Origin of the sequence: Bordetella sp. 02P26C-1, from assembly GCF_009763255.1 — a bacterium.
Lineage (GTDB): Bacteria > Pseudomonadota > Gammaproteobacteria > Burkholderiales > Burkholderiaceae_B > Bordetella_A.
On sequence record NZ_WSJB01000021.1, the window covers coordinates 75428 to 94752 of the forward strand.

Genomic DNA, 19325 nt, shown 5'->3' on the forward strand with positions numbered 1-19325 from the left:
GTACAATTGCCCCGATTCTGCCGATCACAGTGTCCGTCACATGGACGCTTTACAGGAGACACGACATGACAAAATGTCAAAAACCCCGTTTTATTCGCCACGCCGTTACCCTGCTCGCTGGTGTCTTTGGCTCGCTGGCTATCGCCGCCAGTGCTCACGCGGACTACCCCGATAAGCCCGTCAATATCGTTGTCGGCTTTTCCGCAGGTGGCACTACCGATGTCGTTGCGCGCATCATGGCCAAGGAACTGACTCAGGAATTGGGTCAAACCTTTGTGGTGGAAAATAAGCCGGGCGCTGGCAGCAACATTGCGACGGACTACGTGCGCCGCGCGAAACCCGATGGCTACACGCTGCTGTTTGTGGCGGTGACCAGTGCAATCAACCAGACGCTTTATCGCAACGTGTCGTTCGACCTGACCAAGGATTTCGAGGCGGTCGCGCTGGGCGCCAAGGTGCCGAACATTCTCGTGGTCAACCCGGGCGTGCCGGTCAACTCGGTGCAAGAGTTGGTTGAATACGGCAAAGCGAATCCCGGCGTTTTGGCCTTCGCCTCGTCTGGTAGCGGTACGTCCATCCACATGGCCGGCGAGCTATTCAAGATGCGCACGGGCCTGGATGTCCTGCATGTGCCGTACAAGGGCAGCGCCCCGGCCGTGACCGATCTGATCGGCGGTCAAGTGCAATTCATGTTCGACAACATGCCCGCCTCGTGGCCGCACGTGAAGGGCGGCAAGCTCAAGGCGCTGGCCGTCACCACGGCGAACCGCTCCCCGTCGGCTCCGGACCTGCCCACGATGCAAGAACTGGGCTTTGAAAACTTCGACGTGTCGTCGTGGTTCGGTCTGATCGCCCCGGCTGGTACACCGCGCGAAGTGATCGAAAAGCTCAACGCCGCGATGGTCAAGGCGCAGGACAATCCCGAGGTGAAGAAGGCGTTTGAAAGCCTGGGCGCCGTCGGTGAAAAGACCACGCCGGAAGAATTCGCTGCATTCATCAAGTCCGAGGTCGAGAGCTGGGCTCCCGTCGTCAAGGGCTCGGGCGCGCAAGTCGACTAACTCGAGCGCGGCGCGATTTATCGCGTTCTCGGTGTGAATCAGCAGGCGGGCGTCAAGCCCGCCTGTTTTTTTGCCTGGTTGCTTCCGCGGATCGCGTGGTGATTCGAGAAGACCGAAGTACGAGCGCGCAAAGGCGTCCGCCTGCGCGCAGCCAGCCGGGCGGGTGCCTACCGTCTATTTGGTGGCGCCACGTGCCTTGCGCAGCATGGCGGTACAGACGCCTCTGAGCATGTCGACTTCGTCGCGCGTCAGACCGCTGCGGCTAAACAGATGTCGCATGCGGGGCATCAGTTTTTTGGGATGCGCCGGGTCCAGAAAATCCACCTCGATCAGTGCTTCTTCCCAATGCTTCAAAAACGCCTGCACCGCGGCGCTGGTGGCGGGGGCGGCGCCGGGGTCGGCTTGCTGCGCAGACGAACTCGGCAGCAGAGGCGCGCCTTGCCCGATGAGCAACGCATAACGCATTTCCCACGCGGCCAGCTGCAGGGCTTGCGCGACATTGAGCGAGCTGTACTCCGGATTCGCCGGGATGTGGCAGATACGATGGCACAGCGCGATCTGCGCATTGGTCAACCCCGCGCGTTCGGTGCCCAACACCACTGCCGCGTGGCCAGTGTCGGGACTGGCCAAGTGTTCACGCGTCAGTTCAGCCGCCTGGCGAATATCGCAGGGTGGGGGACCCAGGTCGCGCACGCGCGCGGTCAGCGCGAAACCGAGCGTGACGGGCTCCAGGGCTTCCTCCAGCGTGGCGCAGATGCGGGCGCGATCCAGCACGTCCACCGCGCCGCTGGCCAGCGCGATGGCCTCGGGCTGGCTCGTCATGTCGGGGAATTTTGGCTCGACCAGGACCAGATCCTGAAAGCCCATGGTCTTGATGGCACGCGCCGCCGACCCGACATTTCCGGGGTGGCTGGGCTGTACCATGATGAACTGAACGCGTGAAAATGCTTGAGTCATTTAAAATACCCGGTTTGGCCTAGTGCCATCCTGATTTTTTCGGGGCTTTGCCGAGCGGAATTGGCAGGGCCGCCCCCTGTTTTCGCTCAAAGGGAACTGCCGGAATTCCGGTATTTCCTTTTCTGCTTTACTGCATACGTACGGAATTTTATGCACCCGATGCTCAATATCGCCATCAAGGCGGCCCGGCGTGCCGGCACCATCATTAATCGTGCCAGCCTGGATCTGGATCGAATCAGCGTAGCGCGCAAAGGACCGCGCGATTATGTCACGGATGTGGATCGCGCCGTCGAAGAGGCGATCGTCGAGACCCTGCAAACCGCCTATCCCGATCACGCCGTGCTCGGCGAGGAATTCGGTCTGCAGGGCCCCGATCAAGCCGAATTCCAGTGGATTATTGATCCGTTGGACGGCACGACCAACTTTATCCACGGACTGCCGAACTACGCCGTGTCCATCGCGCTGACGCAGCGCGGTCAGGTCACGCAAGCCGTGGTCTACGATCCGTCGCGCAACGAATTGTTCACCGCCAGCCGTGGTAGCGGCACCTTCCTGAACGACCGCCGCGTGCGCGTGGCGAGCCGTACCCGCTATAGCGAGGCGTTGCTGGGCGCTCACTGGCCGCGTTCGACCGATGCCGACGCCGGCGGTGGCCGCTTCCGTCAAATGACCGAGCATTGCAGCGGTGTGCGCCGCCTGGGTTCGACCGTGTTGGACCTAGCTTACGTGGCCACGGGCCGCTTGGACGGTTTTTGCGGCCTGAAGCTCAAGCCTTGGGACCTCGCCGCAGGCAGCTTGCTGGTGCAAGAAGCCGGTGGTCTGGTTGCCGACCTCGACGGCGAACAAGGCTGGATGGATTCGGGCAACGTTCTTGCTGCCAGCCCGAAGATCTTTGCTCAGATGCTCGCGCATCTACAGCCCAAGCAGGATTAAGGGCAGGCCAGCCAGCGGGTGATTGACCCGCTGGAGGCTGGATTTCGGGGGTATGGCAGGGATTTTCCCCCGATTTGCCGCGATGTCCCCGGCAAAATGCTGTATTTCCATGTACGATTGGCGGTTCCTTAACTTCCGGAGCACTTGATGGAGTGGCTGCAGGACCCCGCCGCGTGGGTCGGCCTGCTGACCCTGGTCGTATTAGAAATCGTCCTGGGGATCGACAACCTACTTTTTATTGCCATTCTGGCTGACAAGCTGCCGCCTGCGCAGCGCGATCGCGCGCGTATCGTCGGACTAAGCCTCGCCCTGGTCATGCGACTGGGTCTCTTGTCAGTGATGTCATGGCTGGTCACTCTCACTGCTCCGCTGTTCTCCGTTGGGCCCGTGACTTTCTCCGGTCGGGATTTGATCCTGATGATCGGAGGCCTGTTCCTGCTCTTCAAGGGCACGCTCGAACTTCACGAACGTATCGAAGGCAAGGCCGCACTTGTGGCCGGCCCGCGTGTGTACGCGAGCTTCTGGGTCATCGTGACGCAGATTGTCGTGCTCGATGCAGTGTTCTCGCTGGACTCGGTGATTACCGCGGTTGGGATGGTGGACCATCTGGCCATCATGATGATGGCTGTCACGATCGCCATCGGCGTGATGCTGATCGCGTCCAAACCGTTGACCAAGTTCGTCAACGCCCACCCCACGGTCGTGGTGTTGTGTTTGGGCTTTTTGCTGATGATTGGCTTCTCGCTATTGGCGGAGAGCTTTGGCTTTAAGGTGCCCAAGGGCTATCTGTACGCCGCCATTGGCTTCTCGGTCGCTATCGAGGCGTTGAATCAGGTCGCTCGCCGCAACATCCTGCGTCTGGACGCCTCGCGCCCTATGCGGGACCGCACGGCCAGCGCGGTGCTGCGCATGCTGGGCAAACGCCCTCCTGTGGATGTCGAGGACGCCACCGTGCCGGGGCAGCAGCAGGCCGAGGTCGAAGCCTTCGGGGTGGAAGAGCGCAACATGGTTAGCGGTGTATTGACCCTGGCCGAACGCTCTATCCATTCCGTCATGACGCCGCGCACCGATGTGTCCTGGATCAATATCGACGAAGAGCCCGATGTCATCCGCGAGCAGCTGATGGGTACGCCCCACAGTTTCTTCCCGGTGTGCCGGGGTTCGCTGGACGAAGTCATCGGTATCGGCCGCGCCAAGGACCTGGTGGCGGACTTGATCTCGGAACGTCGCATCCGCCGCGATCGTTTGCGCGATCCGATCATCGTGCATGAATCGATCGGCATCCTGCGTCTGATGGACACGCTGAAACGTTCAAAGGGCCAGTTGGTGCTGGTGGCCGATGAATTCGGCGCCATCGAGGGGCTCGTGACACCCATCGACGTGTTTGAAGCCATCGCGGGCGAATTCCCGGACGAGGACGAACAGCCTGACATTTCTCCCATTGAGGACAACATCTGGAAAATCGACGGTGCAGCGGATCTGCATCATGTCGAACAGGTATTGGAAACCGAAGGGCTGGTGGATGAAGCACAGGAATATTCCACGCTGGCCGGTTACCTCCTTGCGCGTTTCGGGCAATTGCCCAAGCCGGGCGATCGCTGCGACAGCGAGGACCTGCATCATCGTTTCCATTTCGAGGTGCTCGAATTAGCCGGCCGTCGCATTGCGTCGGTGCGTGTTGAGCGCACGCCTCTGACGCCCTCGGATGCCGATGCCGATGGCGATAGCCATTAACCCCACCGCGCGCATATTGTGACTGAAAGCACTATTTATCTGATCAAGGCCTTCTTCCTGGGCATTATCGAGGGGCTGACAGAGTTCATTCCGGTGTCCAGCACCGGGCATCTGATCATTCTGGGCGACTTGATTTCGTTCGATTCGGGTTCCGGCAAGGTCTTTGAAGTCGTGATCCAGCTGGGTTCGATTCTGGCCGTGATGTGGATATTTCGGGCGCGACTATGGCAGTTGATTCGGGGCACGCTCACGGGCAATGCCACCGAGATGGCGTTTACGCGCAATCTCCTGCTGGCGTTTTTCCCGGCGGCGGTGATCGGGGCGATCTTCATCAAGACGATCAAAGGCGTGTTCTATCACCCCGGCGTTGTCGCCGTGACGCTGGTGCTGGGCGGCCTGATCATGCTGTGGGTCGAACGCAAGACGCACCACACGCCGGGCGACAAGCCGGGCGCGGCGGATGATGCCGCATCGGATGAGCGTGCTACGGCCTATACGCTGGAACAGATCTCCTGGAAACAGGCGCTGGGCGTGGGCGTGGCGCAGTGTGTGGCCATGATTCCCGGTGTGTCGCGCTCAGGCGCCACGATCATCGGCGGCATGATCGCCGGCATCCAGCGCAAGACGGCGACCGAGTTCTCGTTTTTCCTCGCCATGCCGACGATGCTGGGCGCGGCGGTATACGACATGTACCGCAACATGGATGTGCTCAGCAGCAATGACCTCTCTGGCATCGCCGTGGGGTTCGTCGCGGCATTCCTGAGCGCGCTGGTCGTCGTGCGCGCCGTATTGCGCTTTGTCGCCAATCACACCTATCGGGTATTTGCCTGGTACCGCATCGCATTGGGTATCGTGGTCGCAATCTGGCTGACAACCAAGATGTAGCGGTAAATAGATGAGGAGGGTGGGAGCGTATCGCAGGCCGCGCGCTCGCCTTATTGGACGGATACTCGTCCGATGCCAATAAAAAACGCTGGGTTGCTTTGTCGCAATCCAGCGTTTTTTTTGGGACTTGCATCAGCCGTCAGGCCAGATCCAGATCGTATGGCGCCAGTCCTTCACGATCGATCACCAGCCAACCGCCGCGCGGCGGATTGGCATGGTCGCATTCCCAATCGGGTAGCACCCAGCGTTCGCGCCGGCGTCCGTCGACTTCCAGCACGTGCCGGTCAGGGCGATGGGTGTGTCCATGCACCATGATGTCGACGTCGGCGTCCCTGAACGCCTGTTCAACTGCCTGCGCGTTGACATCCATGATCTCGGCGGATTTCATCTGGTTTGCCGACTGGCTCTCGCCACGCGCCTGCTGCGCCATCGCCATCCTTTCCGGGATGCTCATGGCGAGGAACTGCGCCTGCCACTCGGGATTACGCACCATCGTTCGAAACTGCTGATACGCCGTATCGTCCGTACAGTACTCGTCGCCGTGAGAAAGCAGAATGCGGCCAAAGTCCGTCTCCAGAATCGCGACGTCCGGCAGCATTTTCGCGCCTAGTGCTCCGGCCAGCTCATCGCCCATCAGGAAATCGCGGTTGCCGCGTCCCAGGTACAACGGAATGCGGCTGGCCGTGCGCTGCAATGCCTGCAGCGCGCTCGCCAGCCAGGGCGGGGCAACCTTGATGACGTCATCGCCGATCCAGGCGTCGAAAATATCGCCCGGCAGCAGCAGGGCCGCGGCTTCGTCCGCGGCCGCGTCCAGGAATCCCGTGAACGCTTCGGCCGTGGCCGGCGTCGCGGGACCCAGATGCACATCCGAAGCGACCCAGATCGGGCCCTGCAGTGTCACCTTATTCAACGATTTCGGCCTTTTCGATGATCACATCTTCGGTCGGGACATTCTGGTGAAAACCGCTGTTGCCGGTCTTCACGCCCTTGATCTTGTCCACGACGTCGGTGCCCTCGGTCACCTTGCCAAATACGGCGTAGCCCCAGCCATTCGGCGTGGGTGCGGTGAAGTTCAGGAAATCGTTGTCGGCTACGTTGACGAAGAACTGCGCCGTGGCCGAATGCGGGTCGCTGGTGCGAGCCATGGCGAGCGTGTACTTGTCGTTCTTCAGGCCGTTGTTAGCCTCGTTTTCGATCGGAGCCTGCGTGGGCTTTTGCTTCAGGCCCGGTTCGAAACCGCCGCCTTGGATCATGAAGCCATCGATCACGCGATGGAAGATCGTGCCGTTATAGAAACCATTCTTGACGTAGCTCAGGAAGTTTTCCACGGTCTTGGGCGCTTTTTCCGCATCCAGGGTGATCACGATGTCGCCCTGATTGGTCTGCAGTTTTACGCGGGAAGAGGTGCTCATGGGTGTAGTGCCTTCTGTGGAGGGTGTGGAAGAGGCTGCCGACTGGGCGCTCGCCGCGACCGGCACGATCGCCAGCGCAACACCGCAAGCCGCGATACGCAGCAAATGAAGAGGAGAGTAGCGCGAAATCATCTGTGTTGACTTTCCTTCAGCATGTTTTCGATTTCACGTGCCTTGGTGTTCGTCCCGGGCACGCCTTGTTTTGCCGCATTCTGGTAAGTACGCAGCGCCAGCATGAGCTGGATATCGCCCATGTTGGCGCGGGCTTCGGCGTACTGCGGATCCGCCTGCAGCGCCATTTCGAGGGCGCTTTGAGCCTGATCCAATTCGCCTTGCTGCGCATAAAGGACCGCTAGATTGTTCCAGGGTTCCGGCAATTCCGGAAATCGCGTTGTCATGTCGCGGTATATGTCCATCGCCTCAGGCACGCGGTCCAGCGCCGCCAACGCGCGCGCGTGCTGAAACATCAGCTGCACATCCGTGCCGCGCTGCCCCTTGATGGCGGCCTCGCGCTTTTCGATCATTTCCAGCGCTTCTTGCGTCTTGCCGGCGTTGAGCAGGCGCTCGATATGCGCGGCGATCTGCGAGGGTGTGGGGTCCAGGCGCGTATCCACGCCGGGCTTGAGCGCTTCGAGCAGATTGGCCAGCGCCTTCCAGCCGCCCTCGGGGCGCGGCTCGTCGAGCTTGGTGCGCGTCTCGGTGTCGCTATAGGGCAGATTGCCGCCGCCGCCCATGGACTGTCCCAGCGCGCCGCCAACCGGTAGGGCGGCCAGGGCCGCGATGATCAGCGAGGGTCGAAGAAGGCGGTTCAAGGTCACGTGGGGTTCCGTTGAAAAAGGGCAGACCGGCGCGTGGCGAGGCCACTTGCTATACTTGACGACCACCATTTTAGCCCCGGTTGCGTCCACGGTTATTTCGCCGCTGTTACGCCACCCGGCGCAGACTGTACCCCGCTACCCATCGAGGCCTGTTCAAGCGTCATGCTGCACATCTACAACACGTTATCGCGTACGAAAGAACCCTTCAAGCCGGCCCAGCCCGGCCAGGTGCGCATGTACGTCTGCGGCATGACGGTCTACGACTATTGTCATTTGGGTCATGCCCGGATGCTGGTGGCTTTCGATGTCGTGCAGCGCTGGCTGCGCGCCAGCGGCTATGCCGTGGATTACGTGCGCAACATCACGGACATCGACGACAAAATCATCCGCCGGGCCGTGGAAACGAACCGTCGCATCGGCGAGGTCACCGAGTACTACATCGCCGCCATGCACGCCGACGAGCGCGCCTTGGGCGTGCAGCCGCCCGATCGCGAGCCGCGCGCCACGCAATACGTGGGCGACATGCTGGATATCATCAGCAAGCTCGAGGAAAACGGCCTGGCCTATCGCGCCGACGATGGCGACGTGAACTATTCCGTGCGCGGCTTCCCCGGCTATGGCAAGCTCTCCGGCAAGGCGCTGGATGACCTGCGTGCCGGCGAACGCGTGGCGGTCGGCTCGGCCAAGCGGGATCCGCTCGATTTCGTGCTGTGGAAAGCCGCCAAGCCCGAGGAACCCGAAGACACCAAATGGCCATCGGCCTATGGCCTTGGCCGTCCCGGCTGGCACATCGAATGCTCCGCCATGAGCCGCGCGCTGCTGGGTCTACCGCTCGATATCCACGGTGGTGGTCCGGATTTGAAGTTTCCTCATCACGAGAACGAAATCGCCCAGACCGAGGGCGCCTTCGGCGGGGTGCTGGCCAATGTCTGGATGCACTGCGGCCCGCTCATGGTCGACTCGGACAAGATGTCCAAGTCGCTCGGCAATTTCCGCACGATCCGCCAGACCATCGCCCAGGGCGAACCGGCCGCGAATCAGTCCGATTATGCGGTGAATCCGCGCGAAGCCGAGATGCTGCGCTTTTTCATCGTGCGCAACCACTATCGCAGCCCGCAGAACTACACCCCCGACAATCTCGTCGATGCGCAAAACGCGCTCGACCGCTTGTATCAGGCCTTGCTCAACGTCGCGCCCGACGAGAGCGCCGTCGATTGGGAGTCGCCGCAAGCGCAGGCCTTCAAGGCCGCGATGGATGACGATTTCAATACCTCGGGTGCGTTGGCAGCCTTGTTCGAACTCGCCACCGAAGCCAACCGCAGCCGTAGCGCCGCAGCAGCCGGGCAGCTCAAGGCCCTGGCTGGTGTTTTGGGTCTGTTGCAACAGGACCCGGCCGATTATTTCCGCTGCGCGACCCGCTATTCCGCCGCCAGTCTCGGCCAAGGTGCGTCTGCCGCTGGCGGTGCGCTGGACGATGCGGAGATCGACGCCCTGGTCGCCGCGAGGTCGGCGGCGAAACAGGCGAAAAATTTCGCCGAGGCGGACCGTATCCGCGCTCAGTTGCGCGACGCTGGGATCGAACTCGATGACAAGCCGGGCGGCATCACGCAATGGCGTCGCGCCTGAGGACGCTGGACCATCATGCCTAGTCCAGAAGTCGTTGTCGCCAAACCCGATTATTGGGAAGAGGCCGTCGCACATCTGATGCGACGTGACCGCATTCTCAAGAAAATCATCCCGCAGCATGGCGACACCTGGTTGACCAAGCGCAGCACGCCGTTCGTCACCCTGGCGCGTGCCATCTTGGGACAGCAGATTTCCACAAAGGCGGCGGATTCGCTCTGGGAGCGATTCCTGGACACCGTCGGCCGTCGCCCTACGCCGGCTGGCGTGCTGGACGTCGGCTTGGCGGGATTACGCGAGGCAGGCTTGCCTCAGCGTAAATGTGAGTACGTACAAGATCTGGCCACGCATTTCGCCGAGCGTCGGGTCCACCCCGAGAAGTGGACCTCGATGGACGACGAGAGCGTGGTCTCTGAATTGGTCGCCATTCGTGGCATCGGCCGGTGGACGGCCGAAATGTTTCTGATCTTTCATCTGCAGCGACCCGACGTGCTGCCGTTGGATGATCTGGGCCTGCTTAAGGCAATCTCGTTACACTACTTCAGCGGCGAGCCCGTTTCGCGGTTCGAGGCCAGAGAGGTCTCGTCCGCGTGGCAGCCTTGGCGTACCGTGGCGACCTGGTACCTGTGGCGCAGCCTCGAATCGAACCCGGTTCAGGACTGACGCATCACCCGGCACCCCATATCGGAACCCTACTTCATGCGCAATACTTTCCTTGAATTTGAACAACCGCTGGCTGAGCTCGAGAACAAAATCGAGCAGTTGCGTTATGTGCAGGCTGACTCCGCCGTCGACATTTCCGACGAAATCAGCCGCCTGCAACAGAAAAGCCAAACGCTGGCCAAGGAAATCTACGGCAAGCTGACGCCGTGGCAGACCGCTCTGGTGGCCCGTCATCCGCAGCGCCCTTACACCCTGGATTACGTTCGCGAGATCTTTACCGATTACCACGAACTGCATGGTGATCGTCAGTACGCCGACGATCAGTCGATCGTGGGCGGCTTGGCCCGTTTCAACGGCGAGTCCTGCATGGTCATCGGCCACCAAAAGGGTCGCGACACCAAGGAACGCGCTGCGCGCAACTTTGGCATGCCGCGTCCCGAGGGTTATCGGAAGGCCCTGCGCCTGATGCGTTTGGCGGAAAAGTTCAAGCTGCCGATCTTCACCTTTGTCGACACCCCGGGCGCGTATCCCGGCGTGGGCGCCGAAGAGCGCGGTCAGTCGGAAGCGATCGGGCACAACATCTATGCCATGGCCGAACTCAAGGTGCCCATCATTACCACGATCATCGGCGAGGGTGGCTCTGGTGGCGCGCTCGCGATCGCCGTGGGGAATGCGGTGTTGATGTTGCAATACGCGACCTACTCGGTGATATCGCCCGAGGGCTGCGCCTCGATCTTGTGGCGTAGCGCTGATAAGGCCTCGGAGGCTGCCGAGGCCTTGGCCATCACCGCGCCGCGCTTAAAGGACCTCGGTCTTATTGACCGCGTGGTCAATGAGCCTGTCGGTGGCGCACATCGCGACCCGCGCGTGATGGCGCGCCTGCTGCGTCGAGCGTTGGGAGACGCCTTGCGTCAGTTCCACGGTATGACGCCTGAACAGTTGGTCGAACAGCGCGTGCAGCGCCTGTTGTCCTACGGCAAATTCCAAGAAGTCCGCGCCTGAGGCGGCAGTGTTTCCTCAACCGGATTTAATCGCAGCCTTGCGCCGTGGGTGGCCAGGCGCGGTTAAATCTGCGGGGGAGAAGTCCACACTGCATCTTGCTGCTGATTCGATTCCGTCGGGTGAATGTGTCGCCGTTGCCACCAGCGGAGGAGCCGATTCCGCCATGCTGGCCGCGCATGCCAGCCTCATCGCACGCGAACGCGGCGCGCCGATCATCTTGTTCCATGTCCACCACGGTTTGCAGGTGGCTGCAGATGGCTGGGCCGATCATGTGCAGGCATTGGGCAAGACACTCGGTGTGCGGGTGGCCACCGCTTATGCTCAAGTCGAAAACGATTCTGGGCTGGGCATAGAAGCCGCCGCCCGGGATGCGCGTTATTCGGCGTTAAGCGAATTGGCGCAGCGCCATGACGTTCGCCATATTCTTCTCGCCCACCATCAGAACGATCAGGCAGAAACCGTGCTGTTGCGCCTGCTGCGAGGCACCGGGCCGGAGGGGATGGCCGCTATGGCACCCTCTATGCAGCGCGATGGCATTACTTACCATCGCCCTTGGTTGGATCAAAGTCGCGCGCGCATTTTGCAGGCCGCGCAGGCCTTTGCTCAACAATATCTGTGGCACGCCGTTCAAGATCCTACCAACGCGGACCCGCGATATACACGCGCGGCGGTGCGTGAATTGCTTACGCCCGTGTTGGATGTACGGTGGCCTGGCTGGCAGAAGCGCTTGTCCAGCCACGCTCGTCATGCCGCGGAATCGAACAGCATTCTCGACGAAGTCGCGCAAAGCGATTTCGCAGGCCTGCAGCCATCGCCGGATGGCATCAGTTTTTCCCTGGCACAGTGGCGCAGCCTGTCGCCTGCACGGCAGTCGTTGGCGCTGCGTTATTGGCTGCGCCGCAATGGCGCGCGCATGCCGACCGAGGCGCGCCTGGCAGACTTGTTGCGCCAGCTACGGCAGCTCCATAGCCTTGGTCACGACCGGCACATGAAAGTCGCTCATGGCGACCATGTCGTGCAGTGTCATCGCGGACGTGTCTGGATTGAGCCTCGCACCGACGCTTGAGCGTTAGCGCCCTCGGCGCGAGCCTGCATTGCGGGCGGGAGTAGGGCGGGCCAGCGCTAGTGTGCGGTCTCCGGCATCTGGGCAGTTGTCCGATATTTGACAAGAACTACTTGGGTGGGGATCGCTTGCCGCTTCACGCCGTTAATCTCGCTGCTCCTCCCATTGATTGGCCTCGCGCCGCGCCTTGTGGTCGGTAGAGCCCCTTCGATGAATCTCCTTGTCAGCCTTGAGCACCGGAATCAGTGATGCGCGAGCTTAGCCTGCAACAGATGTCCTTGATTGGCGGTGGATTTACCTTGAGTGTGATGGCGGCGGTCGTCGGCGCCGCGAGTTCGGTTCTTGGCTATGCCGCCCGGACCGCATTGCTTGGGACATATAGCTATGAAAAAGCGGTCGGTGTGGGTCTAAGCGGATGGACACTGCCGGTGGCTGTGGATGCGTTCGCCGCTTATCGCGGCGACATGTCCGAAGAACGCGTGGGCCTCGCAGCCATCATCGGTGTCATCTGGGGCATGCTGGCGTCCCCTTCCAACTCGAACGCTTCCCGATCGGATTAGGGCAGGGCCGTCAGCTTACCCGTCATGTTAGGCAGTATCCGCAACCGGATTGTCAACGTTGGCGGCCGCTTTGCCGTGAGCACCTCGACTGCCGTGGTGAACCACCACTTCACTGTTTCAAGAACCATTATTGGAGCTGTATGCGAGTAATCAATCTTTCGGAGACCGGCGCTGTCGTGGGTGGCGGCGGCCTAGGCGTTCATGTCGCGGCGGCAGCATTTGGGGGTGCGACGAGTGCGGTGGCCTATGCGGTCGGGGCTCACATGGCTCGGCGGTACAACGCCGAGGAAATGATAAGTTTGGCCCCGGCAAGCACGCTTATGGCGATGATTGTCGATATCGGGATTTCCTTTGTGGACGATAACGTTGCAGCGCGGTTGGCAATGGCCGCCTTGTTGGGTATGACCATCGGCCTTATCCATGTGTCGCCTACCGAGCGTGCGCCATCGGCCCCTTGTCCGCCGTGTCCGCCCTGTCCGTTCGGCAACTTTACCCTGACCTAGCGGACCTCGCCTGCGCAAATCTTCACCACGCGCTAAAATACTCAGCTTTGCCTGCCCAGCCGGGGCGGGTTTCCAGCCAGAGTACGAGATGTCCCTTATCGTTCACAAATATGGCGGTACTTCGATGGGCTCGGTCGAGCGCATCCGCAATGTCGCGCGTCGTGTCGCGAAATGGCATGCCGCTGGCCATCAAGTCGTTGTTGTGCCGTCGGCCATGGCCGGCGAAACCAACCGTCTGTTGGGCTTGGCCCGCGAGATTTCAACCCAGCCCGATCCGCGCGAACTGGACATGATCGCGGCGACGGGCGAGCAGGCCAGTAGCGGTCTGTTGGCCCTGGCCCTGCAGGCCGAAGGCGTGGCTGCTCGCAGTTATGCCGGTTGGCAGGTGCCGGTGCGCACGGATTCGGCCTTTACCAAGGCACGTATCACGTCTATCGACGATGCTCGCATCCGCGCCGACCTCGACGCCGGTCGCGTTGTCATCGTGACTGGTTTCCAGGGTATCGATCCCGACGGTCACGTCACGACGCTTGGTCGTGGTGGTTCCGACACCTCCGCCGTCGCCGTTGCCGCGGCGCTCAAAGCCGACGAGTGCTTGATTTATACCGACGTCGATGGCGTCTACACCACCGACCCCCGCGTGGTGCCGCAAGCGCGCCGCATGTCGGTCGTGTCGTTCGAAGAAATGCTCGAAATGGCCTCGCTGGGCTCCAAGGTGCTGCAGATTCGCTCGGTCGAATTCGCAGGCAAATACCGTGTCCCCACGCGTGTGCTGTCCTCGCTGACCGACCCGCTCATTCCGCTCGAAGAAGAAATGTCTTCGGGCACGCTGATTACTTTTGAGGAAGACGAAAAAATGGAAGCCGCCGTTGTCTCCGGCATCGCCTTCAGCCGCGACGAAGCCAAGATCACCTTGCTGGCCGTGCCCGACACCCCGGGGGTTGCCTACTCGATTCTCGGCCCCGTGGCCGCCGCCAATATCGACGTCGACATGATCGTGCAGAACCAGTCCGTGGCTGGCACGACCGACTTCTCGTTCACGGTCAACCGCAACGAATTCCAGCGCACCATCGAACTGCTGCGCCGCGAAGTCGTGCCCGCCGTCAAGGCGCGCGAACTGGTTACCGACGACAAGGTTGCCAAGGTGTCGATCGTTGGCATTGGCATGCGCTCGCATGTGGGCGTGGCCAGCTTGATGTTCCAAACGCTATCGCAAGAGGGCATCAACATCCAGATGATCAGCACCAGCGAGATCAAGACTTCGGTCGTGATCGAAGACAAGTACATGGAGCTGGCAGTGCGCTCGCTGCACAAGGCTTTTGGCCTGGACCAGGCGCCTGCTGAAAAAGCTTAAATTCTGCATAAAAATTTGTGGCGTAGTGAGCTACGCCACAAAAAATAGTGCTAGAATTGCAAGTTCTGCGGAGACGTGGCCGAGTGGTTGAAGGTACTCCCCTGCTAAGGGAGCATGCGGCTTAAAACTGCATCGAGGGTTCGAATCCCTCCGTCTCCGCCAGAGTAGAAAAAGCCCTTGATATTCAAGGGCTTTTTTATTTTCGTCAGCTACTGCCTCACAGTCCTAGACGAGGGTGGGCCTTAACAGCTCATCGAACTTTTCCCTCGGGCCCGTGCACAGCGATCAAGCGCTTATCGCTCAGAGTGTTTCGTCAATCTGCCCATCGACTCACACGTCAACATCCAGAGGTCCAACGAATAAAAGTCGTGGAGGTTTTCTCTTAGCTGGTTTATCGTCGCCTCACTGTCGCGATCAAGAACCATAGTCAGGAGAGAATAATGGGGTTACAGCGAGTGATGGCTTCGGTGGTATTGGCGGGCACGTTCGTGCTGGCAGGCTGCGCATCAAAGGTGCCTACCGCAAATCAATACTCTGGCTTTCTGGGCGACTATACGGATCTGCACCAGACCGTATCGGCATCGGGTGCGCCGGTGTTACGGTGGGTAGAGCCGGGTTTTGATCCACGGAAATACAAAGCGTTGGTGTATGAGCCCGTGCGGTTTTACCCTCGGCCCGAGCCCAACGGCCAGGTCAGTCAGCAGGCCTTGGATGGACTGTTGACCTATACCAATGCACAACTACGCGAGGCGGCGGCAAAACGGTTGCCTCTGGTCAACTCACCGGGGGAGGGCGTGTTGATCTTTCGTGGGGCGATCACAGCGGTCAATACCAGTGATCGCGATTTAAAGCCGCGTGAGTTGATCCCGGTCGCATTGGTGATTGCCGGAACCCGTGCCGCCGCGGGCATGCGGCCCAAGGACACCAATCTCTATTTCGAAGGCGAGTTGCTTGACGGCGTTACGAAAAAGCCTGTCTTGAAGGTCGTACGCAAGGGGCAAGGAAAGCAAGTCGACAACTCAGAACAGCAGGTCACGCTCGAGGATCTGAAAGGTGTGATCGATGGCCTGGCAGCCGACGCCGCTATGTTCGATGTTGTGAAAAAATAGCGACGTGGGACAGGACTTCCGGCACAGTCCTGTCCTATATTCCAGGTCAGCTCTTAGCGGCTTCTGCTGAAAGCATTTTCTCGAAATACCAATCACAAGGTAGCGGTACCCCAGCGTATGAAACGTCTGAATCCGGCACATGCCCGGAAAATAATCAACGCGTTAAACGTGCTGGCAGTGATCGCGTCCGTATGCCTTGTGGTGAGCGTTTCGCTGGAAGCATTCAGCGATCAGCCGTTCACCGCGAGAACGGTGTATTTCGACGTGGAGTTCTGGATCTGCCTCTATTTCATCGTCGATTTTTTTCTACAGCTTTTACTTGCCGAGCGCAGGTGGCGCTTTTTCAGGCGCTACTTTGTCATATTGCTGCTGTCGATTCCGTACCTGTCGCTCATCGGTGACGCGTATTTTCATTTGAGCGCCGAGCAAATATATATTTTGCGGTTGATACCCTTGGCGCGAGGCGCGGCGGCGCTGGTGCTTATTGTCTCCATCATCGTGCGGCACAATACGACAGCGCTTTTTATCTCGTATTTGATCTTTCTTATCTCCGTTGTCTATTTCATCACGCTCATCTTTTACGTCGTCGAGCGGGGCGTGAATGGCGAGATTAAGACTTACGCGGATTCGCTTTGGTGGGCGGCGATGACTGTGACGACGGTAGGCTCCACTATCCAACCGGTGACCGTTGCGGGAAAGATCATCACCACCATATTGGCGATGCTGGGGATGACGATATTTCCCATCTTTACCGCATACATTACGACGATCATCAATCGAATCAGTCAGCGTGAAATCACGGCCCGCGCCCACTCGGCCAATCTGTCGAATTCCCCGCACTGAAACGCGCTTTGGCCGCTTCGATAAACGCCCGCACGTTTGGATGGTCCTGGCGTCCACCCTGGAACAGCAATGACACGGGTATGGCGGGCCCGGCATCGGTGATCAGGTGCTCCAGGACGCCTGATTTCAGTTCGTCGACAATCTGATACGAGAGCGCCCGCACGACACCGAGTCCCGCCACCGCGGCAGCGATCGCGGCCTCCACATTGTTGACGGACAGTCGCGCGGTCGGGCCCAGGCGGCGCGCATCGTCCAACCCCCAGCCGTGATTGAGTCCATATTCGTCCTCGGTCCATATCAGCGCGTGGGTGCTCAACTCGTTAATCGATCGCGGCCGGCCATGACGCAGGAGATAGTTGGGGCTGGCGGCAAAAACGCGCCGCACCTCCGCCACGGGCAGTGTATGCATCGAGCTATCGGGCAGGTGCGCGATCCGCACCGCGATATCGATGCCCTCATCGACCAGATTGACCACCCGATCCAGTAATAACAGTCTGATCCGCAGGTCCGGATACCGTTCCAGCAGTTCCACCACGATAGGCTGAATGTGCCGCCTGCCGAACAACACGGGCGCGGTCACTGTTAACAGTCCGCTCGGTGCCGTGGCACGCCCGCGCACGACATCAAAGGCGCGATCGATCTCCGCGATACCCGCCCGACACCTTTCCAGAAACAAGGTGCCTTCTTCGGTCAGACGCACGCTGCGGGTGGTGCGTCGTAGCAACTGCACGCCCAGACGTCCCTCCAGCGCTGCGATAGTGCGCGACACGGTCGTAGGCGACAGGTGCATCTGCCGGCCGGCCTCGGCAAAGCTGGCGTGCTCCGCCACACTGACAAAAAGCCGCAAGGTACGCAGTCGATCCATGGGTGAACGTCCGGGATGATTGATAGCAAATATCGCAATAGTGAAATGCGTTCTTGCCTGATTGTGCCAGTTTCACGCCAAGTTCAGAATGGATTCCTCTTCAACCGGAGCAGACTGTCGTGAAACTCTACTTCCATCCTCTATCCGGGCACGCCCACCGCGCGGCTCTGTTCTTGTCGCTGTTGAGTGTTCCTCACACGCTGAACCCCGTGGATCTGGCCGCGGGCGAGCATAAGCGTCCTGACTATCTCGCCATCAACGCTTTTGGCGAAGTGCCCGTGCTCGATGACGATGGTGTCATCATCGCGGACTCGCTGGCGATATTGGTTTATCTCGCGCGCAAATTCGGTTCTGCGCATTGGCTGCCCACGGACCCGGTCGCCGAGGCGCATGTACAGCGATGGTTATCGGTCGCGGCGGGCAAAGTGGCTTATGGAGCTTGCGCGGCCAGACTGATCACCGTGTTTGGCGCGTCTTTCAACGCGGAGGAAGTCATCGCGCGCGCGCATGCAACGCTGGCGGTCATGGAAACCACGTTGGCGACACAGCGTTGGCTCGCAGGCGACTCGACACCTACGATCGCGGACATCGCCCTTTATAGCTATACCGAGCGCGCACCCGAAGGCAATGTTGATCTGTCGGCGTACCCCAACGTCCAGCGTTGGCTGCGTCAGGTGGAAGCCTTACCAGGGTTTCTGCCTTTTCAGCGCACCCGTGCTGGCCTCGAAGCTTGATGACGAATCCACACTCCTTCAGGAAATCTCCATGAACTTTAATTCTTTACGTCTAGATCATTTCGGTATTCGTGTCACGGATCTGGCGAGAGCGGAAGCGTTTTATGCAAAGCTCGGGTTTATACGCGACCCGGCCGAATATGCCCCGCAAGCACATGCCTGTGGTCTTGTGCATCCCACTGGCTTGCGAATCCATTTGATTTTCAACGGCATCGGCGCGGAGGAAGGCAATGTTTTGCTGGATGCCGCCGTCAAACGTCCGGGCTATACACATGCCGCCTTCATCGTGGAAAGCATGAACGATCTGGTGGAGTGGCTCGCCCGAGAGAACATCCGGATCAGCGAGGGCCCGGTGATCATGGGACATGGTCGGCGCAACGTATGTTTTATCCGCGACCCGGATTTGAACGTGCTGGAATTCAACGAGATTTTGGCCCATTGAAGCGCGGCTTTCCCGGCGTTGTCTCTCAAACTGTCGGGGCGCGGTACAGCAGGTAGCGCACCCCTTCGCCTGCCGGCAAGTCGAGCGCCAGCAAACGCGCCGACTCATCGTGGTCATTTCGGATATCTACGTCGGCGCCACGAAATAGGAGCGCCTTGCAGCATTCATAGTGCTTGTTCTTCATGGCCAGCAGCATCGGGGTGTTGCCTTCATGGTCCCGCGCGTTTACGACCATGTGCCACAGCGTGTCCAGCGCGTCTTGTCGTTCAAAGTCGCAATCGTAGACGATTTTCATATCGATCAGCGCATCGCTGGCCTCGTCCACAGACAGGTGCTCCAGGCTATCCAGCCATGCGGTCAGCCGGCACTTCAGCATGGGCAGGATGGCGTCGTGATTATTCTCCATGGCCAACATCAACGGTGTGCGTCCGGTATCGCGTGTGCGCAGGTTCCAGACCTCAAAGGGTAAATTGTCTACGCACACCTCCAATGCTTTGTACTTGCCGTGTTCGGCGGCGTAATGCAGCGGTGAGCGGTCGGCGTCTGGGAGGGCCGCCAGGATGCGCGCGCGTTCATCGCTGTCGGTGAGCAGAGCCGTGAGGGCTGTCACGTCATCCTGGTCGATGTAGGCTATCAGTTTTTGTATCACGGCGTGCTGTCGGACGGGTTCGCTATCGGGCCACAGGCTGGAGAGCAGGTTGCCGGCGGATGCAAGTACGTTGGGGATCATCTAGGCATATCGCATTGAATGGGTGGATCGGATGAGC

21 protein-coding genes and 1 tRNA gene are annotated in these 19325 nt (G+C 60.1%); 16 read left to right on the plus strand and 6 right to left on the minus strand.

Features of this window, described 5'->3' with window-relative positions; genetic code table 11:
* Positions 1 to 65: 65 nt before the first annotated feature.
* Positions 66 to 1058, plus strand: a complete 993-nt coding sequence (locus GOQ28_RS12430) for a Bug family tripartite tricarboxylate transporter substrate binding protein (protein ID WP_160356672.1) — start codon at positions 66 to 68, stop codon at positions 1056 to 1058.
* A gap of 174 nt (positions 1059 to 1232) precedes the next feature.
* Here GOQ28_RS12430 and GOQ28_RS12435 read toward each other — a convergent pair whose 3' ends face one another.
* Positions 1233 to 2015 carry an RNA methyltransferase gene (locus GOQ28_RS12435; RefSeq protein ID WP_202109707.1) on the minus strand — a complete coding sequence of 261 codons (783 nt, stop codon included), beginning with the start codon at positions 2013 to 2015 and terminating at the stop codon, positions 1233 to 1235.
* Positions 2016 to 2165: 150 nt separating this feature from the next.
* On the opposite strand from GOQ28_RS12435, the gene GOQ28_RS12440 reads away from it, so the two are divergent.
* The 3 genes from GOQ28_RS12440 (at position 2166) to GOQ28_RS12450 (ending at position 5567) form a co-directional block, all read left to right on the plus strand.
* Positions 2166 to 2948, plus strand: coding sequence for an inositol monophosphatase family protein (locus GOQ28_RS12440; protein WP_160350034.1), 783 nt, complete (start codon positions 2166 to 2168; stop codon positions 2946 to 2948).
* A 147-nt stretch (positions 2949 to 3095) separates the two neighbouring features.
* Positions 3096 to 4682: a TerC family protein gene (locus GOQ28_RS12445; RefSeq protein ID WP_160350033.1), complete on the plus strand. Its 1587-nt coding sequence runs from the start codon at positions 3096 to 3098 to the stop codon at positions 4680 to 4682.
* Between the two features lie 18 nt (positions 4683 to 4700).
* Positions 4701 to 5567 (plus strand): undecaprenyl-diphosphate phosphatase, encoded by an 867-nt coding sequence (locus GOQ28_RS12450; RefSeq protein ID WP_160350032.1) that lies wholly within the window; start codon positions 4701 to 4703, stop codon positions 5565 to 5567.
* A gap of 139 nt (positions 5568 to 5706) precedes the next feature.
* Here the strand turns inward: GOQ28_RS12450 and GOQ28_RS12455 are convergent, their stop codons facing one another.
* The 3 genes from GOQ28_RS12455 to GOQ28_RS12465 form a co-directional block, all read right to left on the minus strand.
* Positions 5707 to 6477 carry a UDP-2,3-diacylglucosamine diphosphatase gene (locus GOQ28_RS12455; protein ID WP_160350031.1) on the minus strand — a complete coding sequence of 257 codons (771 nt, stop codon included), beginning with the start codon at positions 6475 to 6477 and terminating at the stop codon, positions 5707 to 5709.
* On the minus strand, positions 6470 to 6979 hold the full coding sequence (locus GOQ28_RS12460; RefSeq protein WP_160350030.1) for a peptidylprolyl isomerase: 510 nt from the start codon (positions 6977 to 6979) through the stop codon (positions 6470 to 6472). Before GOQ28_RS12460 ends, GOQ28_RS12455 begins: the two co-directional genes overlap by 8 nt.
* A 128-nt stretch (positions 6980 to 7107) precedes the next feature.
* Positions 7108 to 7713 carry a tetratricopeptide repeat protein gene (locus GOQ28_RS12465; RefSeq protein ID WP_236844334.1) on the minus strand — a complete coding sequence of 202 codons (606 nt, stop codon included), beginning with the start codon at positions 7711 to 7713 and terminating at the stop codon, positions 7108 to 7110.
* Positions 7714 to 7959: 246 nt separating this feature from the next.
* On the opposite strand from GOQ28_RS12465, the gene cysS reads away from it, so the two are divergent.
* The 10 genes from cysS (at position 7960) to GOQ28_RS12515 (ending at position 16517) form a co-directional block, all read left to right on the plus strand.
* Positions 7960 to 9423, plus strand: a complete 1464-nt coding sequence (cysS, locus tag GOQ28_RS12470) for a cysteine--tRNA ligase (RefSeq protein WP_160356673.1) — start codon at positions 7960 to 7962, stop codon at positions 9421 to 9423.
* A 15-nt stretch (positions 9424 to 9438) separates the two neighbouring features.
* Entirely contained in the window at positions 9439 to 10083 is a 645-nt protein-coding gene (locus tag GOQ28_RS12475; protein ID WP_160356674.1) for a DNA-3-methyladenine glycosylase family protein, read from the plus strand.
* Positions 10084 to 10119: 36 nt separating this feature from the next.
* Positions 10120 to 11085, plus strand: a complete 966-nt coding sequence (locus tag GOQ28_RS12480) for an acetyl-CoA carboxylase carboxyltransferase subunit alpha (RefSeq protein WP_160350026.1) — start codon at positions 10120 to 10122, stop codon at positions 11083 to 11085.
* An 88-nt stretch (positions 11086 to 11173) separates the two neighbouring features.
* Positions 11174 to 12151 (plus strand): tRNA lysidine(34) synthetase TilS, encoded by a 978-nt coding sequence (gene tilS, locus GOQ28_RS12485; RefSeq protein WP_255448226.1) that lies wholly within the window; start codon positions 11174 to 11176, stop codon positions 12149 to 12151.
* A 245-nt stretch (positions 12152 to 12396) separates the two neighbouring features.
* Entirely contained in the window at positions 12397 to 12708 is a 312-nt protein-coding gene (locus GOQ28_RS12490) for a hypothetical protein (protein WP_160356676.1), read from the plus strand.
* Positions 12709 to 12848: 140 nt separating this feature from the next.
* Positions 12849 to 13211 carry a hypothetical protein gene (locus GOQ28_RS12495; RefSeq protein ID WP_160356677.1) on the plus strand — a complete coding sequence of 121 codons (363 nt, stop codon included), beginning with the start codon at positions 12849 to 12851 and terminating at the stop codon, positions 13209 to 13211.
* An 88-nt stretch (positions 13212 to 13299) separates the two neighbouring features.
* Positions 13300 to 14565, plus strand: coding sequence for an aspartate kinase (locus tag GOQ28_RS12500; RefSeq protein WP_160356678.1), 1266 nt, complete (start codon positions 13300 to 13302; stop codon positions 14563 to 14565).
* A 69-nt stretch (positions 14566 to 14634) separates the two neighbouring features.
* Positions 14635 to 14727, plus strand: a tRNA-Ser gene (locus GOQ28_RS12505).
* 278 nt (positions 14728 to 15005) lie between these two features.
* Entirely contained in the window at positions 15006 to 15674 is a 669-nt protein-coding gene (locus GOQ28_RS12510; RefSeq protein ID WP_160356679.1) for a DUF3313 domain-containing protein, read from the plus strand.
* A gap of 117 nt (positions 15675 to 15791) precedes the next feature.
* Positions 15792 to 16517 carry a potassium channel family protein gene (locus GOQ28_RS12515; RefSeq protein ID WP_202109708.1) on the plus strand — a complete coding sequence of 242 codons (726 nt, stop codon included), beginning with the start codon at positions 15792 to 15794 and terminating at the stop codon, positions 16515 to 16517.
* Here GOQ28_RS12515 and GOQ28_RS12520 read toward each other — a convergent pair.
* The gene (locus GOQ28_RS12520; protein WP_160356680.1) at positions 16471 to 17382 is read right to left on the minus strand and encodes a LysR family transcriptional regulator; all 912 of its coding nucleotides are present in this window, start codon (positions 17380 to 17382) and stop codon (positions 16471 to 16473) included. The two genes, GOQ28_RS12515 and GOQ28_RS12520, sit on opposite strands and share 47 nt — an antisense overlap.
* 119 nt (positions 17383 to 17501) lie before the next feature.
* Between GOQ28_RS12520 and GOQ28_RS12525 the strand changes: the two genes are divergently transcribed.
* Positions 17502 to 18116: a glutathione S-transferase N-terminal domain-containing protein gene (locus GOQ28_RS12525; protein WP_160356681.1), complete on the plus strand. Its 615-nt coding sequence runs from the start codon at positions 17502 to 17504 to the stop codon at positions 18114 to 18116.
* Positions 18117 to 18147: 31 nt separating this feature from the next.
* Complete coding sequence (locus GOQ28_RS12530) at positions 18148 to 18558, plus strand: VOC family protein (protein WP_160356682.1); 411 nt, start codon at positions 18148 to 18150, stop codon at positions 18556 to 18558.
* 25 nt (positions 18559 to 18583) lie between these two features.
* Here GOQ28_RS12530 and GOQ28_RS12535 read toward each other — a convergent pair whose 3' ends face one another.
* Positions 18584 to 19288 (minus strand): ankyrin repeat domain-containing protein, encoded by a 705-nt coding sequence (locus GOQ28_RS12535; RefSeq protein WP_160356683.1) that lies wholly within the window; start codon positions 19286 to 19288, stop codon positions 18584 to 18586.
* Positions 19289 to 19325 lie beyond the last annotated feature (37 nt).

Excerpts from the sequence above, each read along its gene's own strand:
- GOQ28_RS12430 (WP_160356672.1), top strand. The coding sequence starts at position 66 with ATGACAAAATGTCAAAAACCCCGTTTTATTCGCCACGCCGTTACCCTG.
- GOQ28_RS12435 (WP_202109707.1), bottom strand. The coding sequence starts at position 2,015 with ATGACTCAAGCATTTTCACGCGTTCAGTTCATCATGGTACAGCCCAGC.
- GOQ28_RS12440 (WP_160350034.1), top strand. The coding sequence starts at position 2,166 with ATGCACCCGATGCTCAATATCGCCATCAAGGCGGCCCGGCGTGCCGGC.
- GOQ28_RS12445 (WP_160350033.1), top strand. The coding sequence starts at position 3,096 with ATGGAGTGGCTGCAGGACCCCGCCGCGTGGGTCGGCCTGCTGACCCTG.
- GOQ28_RS12460 (WP_160350030.1), bottom strand. The coding sequence starts at position 6,979 with ATGAGCACCTCTTCCCGCGTAAAACTGCAGACCAATCAGGGCGACATC.
- GOQ28_RS12465 (WP_236844334.1), bottom strand. The coding sequence starts at position 7,713 with ATGGGCGGCGGCGGCAATCTGCCCTATAGCGACACCGAGACGCGCACC.
- cysS (WP_160356673.1), top strand. The coding sequence starts at position 7,960 with ATGCTGCACATCTACAACACGTTATCGCGTACGAAAGAACCCTTCAAG.
- GOQ28_RS12475 (WP_160356674.1), top strand. The coding sequence starts at position 9,439 with ATGCCTAGTCCAGAAGTCGTTGTCGCCAAACCCGATTATTGGGAAGAG.
- GOQ28_RS12480 (WP_160350026.1), top strand. The coding sequence starts at position 10,120 with ATGCGCAATACTTTCCTTGAATTTGAACAACCGCTGGCTGAGCTCGAG.
- GOQ28_RS12490 (WP_160356676.1), top strand. The coding sequence starts at position 12,397 with ATGCGCGAGCTTAGCCTGCAACAGATGTCCTTGATTGGCGGTGGATTT.
- GOQ28_RS12495 (WP_160356677.1), top strand. The coding sequence starts at position 12,849 with ATGCGAGTAATCAATCTTTCGGAGACCGGCGCTGTCGTGGGTGGCGGC.
- GOQ28_RS12500 (WP_160356678.1), top strand. The coding sequence starts at position 13,300 with ATGTCCCTTATCGTTCACAAATATGGCGGTACTTCGATGGGCTCGGTC.
- GOQ28_RS12510 (WP_160356679.1), top strand. The coding sequence starts at position 15,006 with ATGGGGTTACAGCGAGTGATGGCTTCGGTGGTATTGGCGGGCACGTTC.
- GOQ28_RS12515 (WP_202109708.1), top strand. The coding sequence starts at position 15,792 with ATGAAACGTCTGAATCCGGCACATGCCCGGAAAATAATCAACGCGTTA.
- GOQ28_RS12520 (WP_160356680.1), bottom strand. The coding sequence starts at position 17,382 with ATGGATCGACTGCGTACCTTGCGGCTTTTTGTCAGTGTGGCGGAGCAC.
- GOQ28_RS12530 (WP_160356682.1), top strand. The coding sequence starts at position 18,148 with ATGAACTTTAATTCTTTACGTCTAGATCATTTCGGTATTCGTGTCACG.
- GOQ28_RS12535 (WP_160356683.1), bottom strand. The coding sequence starts at position 19,288 with ATGATCCCCAACGTACTTGCATCCGCCGGCAACCTGCTCTCCAGCCTG.